At 71.6% G+C, this 11,682-nt stretch carries 8 protein-coding genes; 3 read left to right on the top strand and 5 right to left on the bottom strand.

Going from position 1 to position 11,682, the window contains the following annotated elements; translation table 11 throughout:
• Positions 1-215: 215 nt before the first annotated feature.
• From AB0F81_RS47350 to AB0F81_RS47370, 5 genes are all read right to left on the bottom strand, one after another.
• On the bottom strand, positions 216-1,049 hold the full coding sequence (locus AB0F81_RS47350; protein ID WP_360210320.1) for a DUF1616 domain-containing protein: 834 nt from the start codon (positions 1,047-1,049) through the stop codon (positions 216-218).
• On the bottom strand, positions 1,046-3,724 hold the full coding sequence (locus tag AB0F81_RS47355; RefSeq protein ID WP_360210322.1) for a hypothetical protein: 2,679 nt from the start codon (positions 3,722-3,724) through the stop codon (positions 1,046-1,048). The genes AB0F81_RS47350 and AB0F81_RS47355 overlap by 4 nt, the downstream gene beginning before the upstream one ends.
• 186 nt (positions 3,725-3,910) lie before the next feature.
• Positions 3,911-5,251, bottom strand: a complete 1,341-nt coding sequence (locus tag AB0F81_RS47360) for a glycosyltransferase (RefSeq protein ID WP_360210324.1) — start codon at positions 5,249-5,251, stop codon at positions 3,911-3,913.
• The gene (locus AB0F81_RS47365) at positions 5,248-6,216 is read right to left on the bottom strand and encodes a glycosyltransferase family 2 protein (protein ID WP_360210326.1); all 969 of its coding nucleotides are present in this window, start codon (positions 6,214-6,216) and stop codon (positions 5,248-5,250) included. The genes AB0F81_RS47360 and AB0F81_RS47365 overlap by 4 nt, the downstream gene beginning before the upstream one ends.
• Before the next feature lie 35 nt (positions 6,217-6,251).
• Positions 6,252-7,379: a glycosyltransferase family 2 protein gene (locus AB0F81_RS47370; RefSeq protein WP_360210328.1), complete on the bottom strand. Its 1,128-nt coding sequence runs from the start codon at positions 7,377-7,379 to the stop codon at positions 6,252-6,254.
• Positions 7,380-8,196: 817 nt separating this feature from the next.
• Here AB0F81_RS47370 and AB0F81_RS47375 point away from each other — a divergent pair.
• From AB0F81_RS47375 to AB0F81_RS47385, 3 genes are all read left to right on the top strand, one after another.
• The gene (locus AB0F81_RS47375) at positions 8,197-9,132 is read left to right on the top strand and encodes a sulfotransferase (RefSeq protein WP_360210330.1); all 936 of its coding nucleotides are present in this window, start codon (positions 8,197-8,199) and stop codon (positions 9,130-9,132) included.
• Between the two features lie 67 nt (positions 9,133-9,199).
• Positions 9,200-10,111: a hypothetical protein gene (locus AB0F81_RS47380; protein ID WP_360210332.1), complete on the top strand. Its 912-nt coding sequence runs from the start codon at positions 9,200-9,202 to the stop codon at positions 10,109-10,111.
• Between the two features lie 653 nt (positions 10,112-10,764).
• Positions 10,765-11,682: serine/threonine-protein kinase (locus AB0F81_RS47385; protein WP_360210334.1), on the top strand; the 918-nt coding region annotated here is incomplete at its 3' end.

The raw sequence follows: 11,682 nt of genomic DNA on the forward strand, positions 1-11,682 counted from the left end.
TCTCGTTCTCGCCGCCGAGACGGGTGGCGACGGCCACGCCGGCCGCGAGCACCACGGCTCCGGCCGCGGCCAGCCAGGCACGCCCCCGTCGAGGCCGGTCGTCGGACGGTGGTGCGGGTGGCGCGTCGGCCATTCGAGATTCTCCGAAACGGTCGGCGGTCATCGATAACCGGCCACCAGCGGTGGCCGGGGAAGCAACGTCGGCGGCGGCCGGCCTACTGCGCGGCCGCGATGATGACGGTACGGAACGCGGCGTCCTCGCTCGCCCGGAACAGGTTGACGGTGACGCGCTGGGCACCCGGGACACTGACCCGGCCGCTCCAGTCGCCGTCCGTGTCCGGGGTGAGCCTGTGCTCGCTGAGCTCGTCGCCGGAGGTGTCGCTGAGCACCAGCCGGTACGGTCCGCCGGTGTCCGCCAGCCCGGTGGCGGTGAGCTGCACCGACCGGTTGCCGTCCGGGTCGACCGGTCCGGGCGGGGCGGCCGACAGGGTGGTGACCGTGGTGTCGTAGGTGCGCTGCGAGTCGGCGAACGACCACCAGCCGATCCCGGCGAGCAGACCGACCGCCAGGGTCAGCGGCAGCACGTCACGGACCAGCCGGCGGCGGGAGATCCTCGGCAGCCACGCCGGGCCGCTGCCGGCCTGCGGCGTGACGCCCGCCGCGGTGGAGATCCGGGTGGTGGCCGGTTCCGCGGTCTCGGCCTCCGGCGCGATCCGGGCCCGGGTCACCGCGACACCGGTGGCGATCAGGGTGACCGCGGCCGCGATCGACAGCCAGCCCGCCTGGTTGAGCGAGCCGCCGATGCCCCACAGGCCGAGCCCGCCGAGCACCAGCACGGCCAGGCTCAGCGCCGGGACCAGGATGATCCGCTCGACCACGCCGACGTCCCGGCGGCCGGGCCGGAAGATCGCCTCGGCCAGCGCGAACCCGGGCAGCACGAAGGCGAGCAGCAGACCGCCGGGCACGGAGAGCACCAGCGGGCCGGCCAGCACCGCGGCGCCGGAAGCGACGGTCAGTCCGGCGAGGGCACCGGCGCGGGCCGTGTTCACGAGGCTCCGATCTGGTAGATCCGGACGTGGCCGTTGTCGTAGAGCCGGGAGATCCCGCCGACCTTGTCGAACTTGGCCAGCTCGGCGTCCGGGATCGGCTCGGTGAGCCGCCCGGCCATCGGGTCGTTCTGGAAGTAGGCGTCGTTCGGCGGCAGGTCGTCGCCGAGCCGCTCGTCGACGACCAGGTACGCCAGGCCCAGCCCGGCGGCACGGTCGTCCTGCTCGGCGCCCCACCGCTCGGCGTAGAACAGCTCGCCGACCTCGCGGACCGGGTCCATCCGCCCGTACGTCGAGGAGAGCGCCACCGCGGTGATGTCGCCGCCCACCCGGGTGCCGTGCGGCAGCGTCTCGGCCTGCCAGCGGGCCGCGTCCACCCCGAAGGCGTCCACCGACCGCTCGTAGGCGGCCGGCAGGTACGGCCCCGGCAGCAGGGCGGAGACCGGCGGCCAGCCACCGGTCCGGGCCCCGATCATCAGCACGGTGATCAGCGCCGTGCCGAGGTAGACCTGACCGGCGAGCCGCCGGCCGGTGGTCACCGACAGGCCGGGCGGCGGGGCGGAGAGCCAGCGGCGGCCGTTCTCGTCCTTCGGCGGGATCAGCTGCACGGCGTAGACGATCGCGATCGCCGCGATGATCGACATCGGCACGTAGGTGAAGGTGGAGAGCCGGCCGGCGATCTCCGGGCCACCGGAGCCGAGGAACCGGGCACCGTTGCCGGCGAAGAACACCCCGCCACCGACCAGGGCGGCCCACCGCCAGGCGTCGCGGTCCTTGCGCAGCAGCATGTCCCGGGCCACCGCGAGGAAGAGGATCAGCAGGCCGAGCAGGCCGGCGCCCTGCACCGCGAGCTGCACCAGCGGCACCGGCGGGGTGACCGTGGCCTCGCCCGGATCGCCACCGCCGAACATCTGGTTCAGCGAGGCCCGCAGGCTGTCGATCGGCGCCTCGAGATAGGCGATGACGTCCTGCGCCACGAACCCGATCCAGGCGGCGACCACGGCGGCCGCCACCGCCGGCAGGGTCAGCGTGGCCCAGGGCCGCGGCTTCTCCAGCAGCACCTCGGTGACCGCGAGCAGGCCCAGCGTGGCGACCAGCGCGAACGCGGTGACGTGGTGGCTGACCGTGGTCATCGCGATGCCGGCCACGGCGATCCCGATGAACTTCGGCCCGCCGCCGGTGCGCCAGCGCCGGTGTGCCCAGACGGTCAGCATGAAGAACGGCAGGGCGGCCGTCTGGTACAGGAACATCGAGTTGAAGAACAGGTAGTGCATGGCCGTCGCGTAGGTCACACAGGCCACGCCGGCCATCGCCGGGGAGTTGCTGCCGCGCAGCACGGCGGCGAACAGGATGCCGACGAAGATCAGGTGGGCCACGCCGGCCACGATGGTGCCGGCCGCGGTCACCGACAGGCCGGTGAGCTGGGAGACCGCGGCGCCCATCTCGGCCAGGCCGGGGAAGTGCACGGCCGGAGGCAGCGCCTGGTTGGGCCGGAACAGATCACCGGACTCGGTGATCAGCGTGGTGGCCATCCAGTGCTGCAACTCGTCGGGGAACCGGAACTGGTCCGGGCTGTACATCCACTTGAGCATGTACTGGTTGGCCGCCAGGCCCATCACCAGCAGGAACGACTCGGCGACCCCGGCTAGGCGGCTGAGCAGCCGGAACACCACCGGGGTGAAGACGATGATCTGACCGATCCAGTAGGCGGTCATCGCCCAGGAGGACTCGTGGCGGCCGCCGCCGTACGCCAGGGCGACCAGCACCACGCCCAGGCTGGAGAGGGCGAGCACCCAGGGGGCGTAGCCCAGGTCGAGGGGACCGGTCGGTTTCGGCTCCGGTTTCGGGGCGCTGGGCACCCGGATGACGACGGTCTCGTCACCGACCGAACGCCGGTCGACCGTGGCCCGCCCGGCGGCCTTCGGCTTCTTCGGCGCCTGCGGCAGCCGGATGATGACCGTGTCGTCGGTGCCCGGCCGCTTGCGGTTCGGCGTACCCGAGGGGGGTTTCGGTTTGCTCGTGCCCGGCAGCCGGATGATCACCGTGTCGTCGCCGACCGGCTTCTTGCGCGTGGTGTCCTTGGCGCCGGGCAGGCGGATGATCACCGTGTCGTCGCCGACCGGCTTCTTGCGGGCGGGCTTGCCGGCCGGATTGGCTTCGCCGGCGACCTTGCCGATCACGATCGTGTCGTCCGCGGCCGGTTTCGCCGGGGTGGCCGGTTTCGCGGGCGTGGCCGGTTTCGCCGGCGTGGCCGGTTTCGCCGGCTTCTCCGCCGGCGGCAGCTTCATCATGACGGTGTCGTCAGGATCCGGCTTCTTCGGCGTCTCCGCCGGCGGCTTCGCGGTCTCCGCGGGGAGCCGGATGACGACGGTCTCGTCGCTGGCCGGTGCGGGCCTGGCGGGTGGCCCGGCCTTCGCGGGCTGTTCGGCCTTGGCGGGCTGCTCGGGCTTGGCGGGCTGTTCGGCCTTGGCCGGTGGGGGAGGTTCGGTGGCCTTGGCCGCGGCGGCCGCGGCCTTGACCGGCGAAGCGGGCGGTTTGTCACGCGCCGTGCCGGCCCCGTCGCTCGTGTCCGGTGGGATCCGGGTGAGCACGACGGTCTCGTCGGGTCGCGGCTCCGCGGCCTTCGCGGTCGCTTCCTCCGGCGCCCGTTTGCGGTCGGACGTCGGCTGGTCCCCCATGAAACAGCCTCCACAGCTTCTTCGGTCGAAAGGTCAACGAGGCGAGGGCGTCCACCGTCGGGCGCCCGCCTCCCTCACCGAGGATGCCGGGCGGCGGGCGGCGCACCCGATGAGCGGGGCTTGCTCACATGTCCGCCACCTGCGCGGATGCGGGTCGCGAGCAAGCCCCATGGTACGCCGTCAAGATCAGCGAGCGGTTCCCCGCAGCTTGGCCCGGGCGGCACGGCGGCCCCGCAGGTACGCACGTGGCCCGGCAATCATCCCTCGCCGGTTGGCCGAAAGAAGCTCGCGCGGAAAGTCGTCCTGAAGTGTGGAGACCCGCAGGCTGTCGGAACCGGTCAGATCGCGCAGCGCGGTCGGCGCCAGCGCCATCAGCTTGAAGATCAGGCCCGGCTGGTTCATCAGCAGGCTGGTGTACGCGGCGGTGAGCCCGGTGCCGTACCCGACCATCTGCTTGTGCAGGCCCTCGAAGTCGGCCCGGTGGTAGTGGTGGGTCACCGCGGTCGGCTGGTACACGATCGTCCCGCCGGTGAGCAGCACCTGGGTGAAGGCGAGCGTGTCCTCCGAGCCCATCGCCGGGGTGCCGGCGCCGAGCGCGTTGTCCCAGCCGCCGATCCGCTCCATCACGCCGGGGCGGAACGTCATGTTCGCGCCGGTGCCGAACGGCGGCAGCGGGTAGAGCGGGCTCTGGATGTGCGCGGTGTGCGGGCCGAACGTGTCCGGCCGGAACCCGCGGCCCTTGCTGTGCCCGCCGAACTGCTCGAACCACAGCTGGGCCTTGGTCTCCAGCTCGGCCGGGACGATCACGCCGGAGACCACGTCGGCCTCCGGGTACATCGCCAGCGCCCGGGCCACCTCGGCCAGCCAGTACGGGTCGGCGCGCTCGTCGTCGTCGATCCAGGCCACGATCTGCCCCTGGGTCGCGGCGACCGCCGCGTTGCGGGCGAACGACAGGCCGGCCTTCGGCTCGCGCAGGTACTCCACCGGGCCCCGGCGGGCCGCCGCGCGCACCACCTCGGCGGTGGCGTCGGTGACCGGGGCGTTGTCCACCACCAGGATCCGGAAGACCGGGTACTGCATGGCGAACAGGCTGTCCAGGCAGCGGGCCAGCGCGCCGGGCCGCTCCCGGGTGCAGACCACCACGGTGATCTCCGGCGCGGCGGCGAGGATCGCCCGCCGGCTGGCGAGGAACTCGGGCTCGGCGTGCGGGACGTAGCCGTGCACCGGCACCGGGGCGCCGCCCAGCCGGGAGCTCACCGCCTCGCCCAGCTCGGTGTCGATCGCCGCGGCCAGCGCGTACGGGGCGAGCCCGTGCTCCGGCACGTCGACGAGCACCGTGCCGAGCGGCTCGGTGAAGAGCCGGACCAGGACGTAGGCCTGCAGCACCCGGCGCCCGTCCGGGGCGATCCCGGCGATCGGCGGCAGCGGCTGGGACAGGTCGAGGTCGAGCACCACCGCGGGGCGGATCCGGCTCTCGTCGTCCAGGTTCGGAGCGCCGGGCAGCCCGGCGCCGTTGACGGTGGTCACTGAGCGGCCTCCGACTCGTTGCGCCGGCCGGCGCGCTTCTTGCTGACGGTCTCGACGACGCCACCCACACCGGCGGCGGCGGCACCGGCGATGACGCCACCGGCACGCAGCAGGTGGTCGGCGCCCTTGCCGGTGGCGGCCGCGCCGACGTGGCGGACCACGGCCTTCGGCAGCGACCAGATGTAGCTCTTCTCGGCGCCCAGGGCGTCGTTCTTGTTCTCCTCGTGCAGGCTGCCCATCTGGACCTTGCCGCGGCCCTCGGCGTAGCAGCGCTTCACGAAGAACTTGAAGCTGGCCCGCTCGGCGGGCACCTCGTGCTGGATGACCGCGCCCGGCACGTACACCCAGTGACCGTTCTCGGACACCTCGCTCATCCGCAGGCACAGGTCGGTGTCCTCGGGCCGGTTGCGGTCGCCGAGCTTGCCGAAGCCGACCCGGAAGCCGCCGGCGGCGACGAAGACGTCCCGGCGCACGATCATGTTGGCCGACCAGACGTTGCGGATCGGCGCGGTCTCGGTGGGCATCCCGGTGTACGACCCGCCGACCGCCCAGAGGAACTCACCCGGCATCCAGCGCGGCGCCTCACCCTCCCAGGCCGGCTGGATGAACCCGCCGGTGCCGATCACCTCGGGGTCGGCGAACGGCTCGATCTGGCGCTCCAGCCAGTCCGGCTCGGCGATGATGTCGTCGTCCAGGAAGGCGATCAGCGGGGTCCGCGCGTAGAAGGCGCCGGTGTTGCGGTTGCCCGAGACGCCCTGGGCGTACTCGTTCTGCAGCACGGTGACACCGGGCAGCTCGCGCTTGATCCGGTCGAACATCGCCGGGTTGTGGTCGACGACCACGACGATCTCTTCGGGCGTGTGCGTCTGGGCGCGGGCGCACTCGAGGGTACGGGTGAGGTATGCCCAGCGCACCTCGGAGTACGTGGGAATGACGATCGTCGTGGGCAGCGAGGTGTGGTTCACGAGGGGGGTGCTCCTGTGGCCGGAAGGGGCGCTGATCAGTCGTCGAGCGCGGCGCGGCTGCGCAGCTTGCTGATGTCCTGGGTGGGGCCGCTGCCGATGTCGTCGAGCGCCCGGGCACGCAGCGCCCGCAGGTCACGGGTCGGTCCGGCGCCGAGGTCGTCGAGGCGGGGGGTGCGCACCTTGTTGATGTCGTCGGTGCGGCGGGTGCCGACCTCGTGCGGGCGGTTCGCCCGGTTCAGCTGACCGGTGTCGCGGCGCGGGTCGGCCGGGTGGCGGGGCGCGACCGGGTGGGCGGCGACCACGACCGGAGCCGGAGCGCTCACCGCCGGCGTCTGCTCGCGGGACTCGGCGAACTGCGGGACGGTCGGCGCGACCGGGGCGGCGACGGTCGGGGCGGCGGGAGCGGCCGGGGTGGTCGGCAGCTGGAGGCCGTCGACGAACGGGGCCATGCCGGCGCCACGGCGGCGGCGCATCCGGCCGTACTCACTGAAGATCGTGCGGAGCACCCGGAAGCCGTCACGGAAGGTGTTGAGGTTGCTCTCGCCGAAGATGCGCTCGTGCTCGGTGCTGCCGACCTCGCCGACCTTCAGCTTCTCCGCGACCGCGCGGATGTTGATCATCGTCTCGATCTCGAAGCCGTCGCCCCACAGCTTGCTGCCGTCGGCCGGCTGGGGGAGCGTGACGTCCGGCAGGTCCAGCGCCGGCACGACGTTGCGCCAGAAGGCGTTGTAGCCGTAGCAGAGGTCGGTGAAGTGCGTCCGGAACAGCACGTTCACCACGAGGTTGAGGCCGTCGTTGCCGAGCTTGCGCAGCGCGGTGATGTCGTGGCTGTGGCCGCCGTGGCTGAAGCGGGAGCCCTTCACGAAGTGGTCGCCGTTGATCAGCTTGTCGACGAAGAGCGGGATCTCGCCCGGGTCGGTGGAGCCGTCGGCGTCGATCATCACGATGATGTCGCCGGTGCAGGCCGCGAAGCCGCACGCCAGAGCGTTGCCCTTGCCCTTACGGGTCTGCTGCACGATCACCGCGTCCGGCCGCAGCTCACGAGCCACCTCGACAGTGCGGTCGGTCGAACCGCCATCGACCACGATCACCTCGGTGATCAGCGACGGGAGCTTCGCGAACACGTGCGGCAGGTTCCGCTCTTCGTTCAGCGTAGGAATCACGACGCTCACGGTCGGTGATTGCGGGCGGTTACTGTCGGTGTTCGTATTCAAGTGCGAAAGCTCCATGTCGGTCCCTTCCGGGGGCGGCAATGCGACTCGTGTTGCGATTTCCCGAAGATGGGACCGCACAGCCGCTCGCTTCAGGAAAACAACCTAGCAAACGATTACGTAGCGTCAACAGGCCGTGAGAAAGACTCAAGTCACAGCTGCCACAAAGCTGACAGTTTCCGTATGGGGAAGCAAGTAGTTCCAGCTGGCTGGGCGGCGAGCTTGGCCGCATCGTGACGTTGCGTAGCGGACATAGCCGAAAGCAGTGGATCTCTCGGGAGAGTCCCCGACCAATGTGTAAATGAGTAGTGGATCGCCGCATAAACGGACAAGATCGACAAGTTTCGGCCGCCACTTTCCGAATTCGAATGTTCACAGAAAGTTAACTATGCGTGTCCGCAGGTGACCGTGCTGTTGCTGGCGGTGATACCGCCCGTGTCGCTACCGTTGATGGGTGGGAAGAGTTCACCGAACGCCCGTAGCCTCCTCCACCGTTCGACGTTGGTGAAGCGATGACGACCGAGGCCGGGCTGTGCGTTTGTGGACATCCGCATCAGGCACACGAGCATTACCGCGCGGGCACCGAGTGCGCGCTGTGCGAGCCGGGCGGATGCTCCCGGTTCCGGCGGGCGAGCCGCTGGTGGCGGCGGTTGTTCGGGTCCCGCTGAACCCTTCGCCCGGATGGGAGACGTCCGCCACAGCGGCGCTCGGGTGCGAAATCCTATGAGATCTGTAGGCTAACTCTAATTTCGCACCCGAGGGGGAACCGATGGCACTTCCCGATTTCCTCATCGCCGGCGTCCCCAAGGCCGGCACCACGGCGCTGCACGCCGCGCTGGTGGGTCATCCCGAGCTCTTCCTGCCGTCCGTGAAGGAACCGAAGTTCTTCCTCTCCGACGGCCCGCCACCGGCCACCGGCGGCCCCGGCGACGTGCAGACCTACCAGGAGCACGTCTGGCGGCGCGAGGACTACGAGGCGCTCTTCGACCCCGCGCCGCCCGGCACGCTGCGCGGCGAGGCGACGCCCTTCTACCTGTACGACCTGGCCGCGCACGACCGGATGAAGGCGCTGGTGCCGAACGTCAAACTGATCGTCCTGCTGCGTGACCCGGTCGACCGCGCGCACTCCAACTGGACCCACCTGTGGGTCGCCGGCCTCGAGCCGGAGGCCGACTTCCTCGCCGCCTGCCGGGCCGAGCGGGCGCGCCAGGACGCGGGCTGGGCCGACTTCTGGCACTACGTCGGCCTCGGCCTCTACGGCCGCCAGCTCGAGCACCTCTACCAGCGCTTCCCCCGCGAGCAGGTGCTGCTGCTGCGTTACCGGGACCTCAAGGACAGTCCGGCCGCGACACTCGACCGGGTCTGCTCCTTCCTGGGTGTGCGCACCGGTGTGCTCAGCGCGATCCCGCGGGAGAACGTCAACCGGCACTACGTCGAGGACAATCAGGTCAACCGGGTCCTGCGTGGACTGCTGCGGGCCGGCGGCGAGTTCGGGCACCGGTTCCCGGTCCCGCTGCGCCTGGCCGCGCGCGGGCCGCTGCTCACGCTGCTGCACCGCAAGCGGGGCAACCGTCCGGTCACCACACCGCAGGAGCGGGCCGTTCTGCTGCCCCACTTCGCCGATGACATCGCCCTGCTGCAGGAGGTCACGGGGGAGAGGTACGACGACTGGCTGAGCCCGGACCGACACGCCGGTGCCCGGTAAACCCCACCTTCCCGATAGATGATGCAAGCTTGACGGACCCCGTCGCCGCAACCTCGGAGGAGCTGCCTTGAGCACTGGAATCACGACCCTGCCACTGCCGCGCTGGGAGGATTCCACCGTGGTGGTGGAGCCGCCGGGCACCGAGCCCGGAGCGTGGTCCGGTGCGCCCAGCGCCATCCTGGCGGACGGTCACGTCTATCTCGCCTACCGCCTGCGGCTGCCGATCGGGGCCGGCCGCGGCATCGCCAACGTGGTGGCCCGCTCGGCCGACGGCCTCACCTTCACGGTGGTCGCCGAGGTCGGCAAGGACGCCTTCGGGGCCGAGTCGCTGGAGCGGCCGGCGCTGGTGCGCACGCCCGAGGGGAGGTGGCGGCTCTACGTCAGCGCGGCCACCCCCGGCACCAAGCACTGGCGGGTCGACCTGCTCGAGGCCGGCACCCCGGAGGGCCTGGCCGGGGCCACGCCCCGCACGGTGCTGGCCGGTGACGAGCGCAACGGCGTCAAGGACCCGGTGCTGCACCACGACGAGCACGGCTGGCACCTGTGGGCCTCGGTGCACCCGCTCGAGTCCTGGGACGACGCCGACCGGATGACCACCGAGTACGCGACCAGCCCGGACGGGGTGCACTGGACCTGGCAGCGCACCGCCCTGGCCGGGCGCCCGGGCCGCTGGGACGCCCGGGGCGTGCGGGTCTCCTCGGTGCGGGTCGACGGCGACGAGATCACCGTCGCCTACGACGGCCGGGCCAGCGCGTCGGAGAACTGGGAGGAGCGCACCGGGGTGGCCCGCGGCACCCGGCTGCCGGACGGCACGTTCGGCGAGCTCACCGCGGAGGACCGGGAGCCGGTCGGCAGCCCGTACCCGCCGAACGGCCTGCGGTACCTGAGCCTGCTCCCGCTGCCGGACGGCCGGCAGCGGCTGTACTACGAGGCGACCCGGGCGGACGGGGCGCACGACCTGCGTACCGAGCTCGCCTGACCGGGTTCGCGCAGCGTGATCGACTTCGGTGTTCGCCGAGGTCGCGGAGGATCCCGATGAGAGCGCGATCACGACCGGCGGGGCCGCCCGCCCTCCCTTGATCGACATGCCCTAACGTCTTGCGGGACATCAGGTGCGCGCGGAAAACGGCCGTACCGTCGATGGCGGGGCCGGGCCCACAAGGAGCGGCTCCGCCATGCTGATTTCCGTGACTCTGTGTAGTCGTCAAGTGGATCTCACGTGGCGCCGGTTCGGTACGATCTCGTACGCGGCGCGCACCTACACGCAGAGTGAGCGCCAAGTCCGTTTCCAGGGCCGGTCGACCCTTTTTCCGGCCGGAATCGGCAGCCTTCCGAAACGGATTTGGGAGCGTTCCCGAAACAGCCATTTCCACCGGCGCCACTGCGCGCGATTGCGTCTTCGTGAAGCTTGGGCCAATTCCGCGCGGAATTGACGTTCGCCTCGGCCATTCGGCCGATGCCGGTGCCGTTTCGGTGCCGTGTTCTCACCCGGACATCCCGGTACTCCGGGCCGTCCGGTCTCCGACCCGCCGGCGGGACCGGTGGCAGAGGTCGCGTTTGTCCCCTGATGGCCTGGGTATCGCCAGGTCCGGAGGACCTCGCGGGGTTTGCCGGCAGCGTGGAGGAGGCGAGATGCGGACGCTGGGCGGGCGTTATCAACTGGTGAACCGCATCGGACTCGGCGGCATGTCGGAGGTGTGGCGCGGGCACGACCAGGTCCTGGACCGCCCGGTCGCGGTCAAGATCATGGCGCCGGCCGTGGAGGGCACCCTCGGCGAGGTCGGCGTGGAGCTGGTCCGGGCGGAGGCCCGCTCGGCGGCCCGGCTGGCACACCCCAACGTGGCCGGGGTGCACGACTTCGGCACCTCACCGGCGCCGGGGCGACGCGACGTGCCCTACATCGTGATGGAACTGGTCGAGGGCCAGACCCTGAGCCGTCACCTCGCCGCCGGGCGGCTGGACTGGCGCATCGGCGTACGCGTCTGCGCCGAAGTGGCGGCCGCGCTCGCCGCGGCCCACGCCGAGCACGTGGTGCATCGCGACATCAAGCCGGCCAACATCATGCTCACCCCGGCCGGCGCCAAGGTCCTCGACTTCGGGATCGCCGCCGTGATCGGCTCGCCCGACCCGGACCCGGAGGGGCCGGTGATGGGCACGCCCGCCTACATCGCCCCGGAACGGTTCGAGGGCATGCCGGCCACCCCGGCGACCGACATGTTCGCCCTCGGCACGCTGATCTACCACTGCCTCTCCGGCCGGCTGCCGTGGAGCGCGCGCACCAACACCGAGCTCGTCGTCGCCCAGCGCTTCGCGGACCCGGAGCCGCTGCCGCACATCGACGGCCTTGCCCCCGAGGTGCTCGACCTGTGCTCGCGCTGCCTGGCCAAGGACCCGGCGGACCGGCCGACCGCGCTGGTCGCCGCGCTGCTGCTGGCCGAGGCGGTGGACGCCCGGGTCTACGTGCCGCTGGCCGACCTCGAGCCGGACCTGCACCGGCCCGCGGCCATCTCGCCCTGGGACGAGGCCGCCGCCTCCGCGCCGACCTCCGAG

Origin of the sequence: Actinoplanes sp. NPDC024001 (genome assembly GCF_040638955.1) — a bacterium.
In the GTDB taxonomy this organism is placed as follows: Bacteria; Actinomycetota; Actinomycetes; order Mycobacteriales; family Micromonosporaceae; genus Actinoplanes.

Coding starts and splice junctions, on each gene's coding strand:
- AB0F81_RS47355 (WP_360210322.1), bottom strand. CDS start 3,724: ATGGGGGACCAGCCGACGTCCGACCGCAAACGGGCGCCGGAGGAAGCG.
- AB0F81_RS47375 (WP_360210330.1), top strand. CDS start 8,197: ATGGCACTTCCCGATTTCCTCATCGCCGGCGTCCCCAAGGCCGGCACC.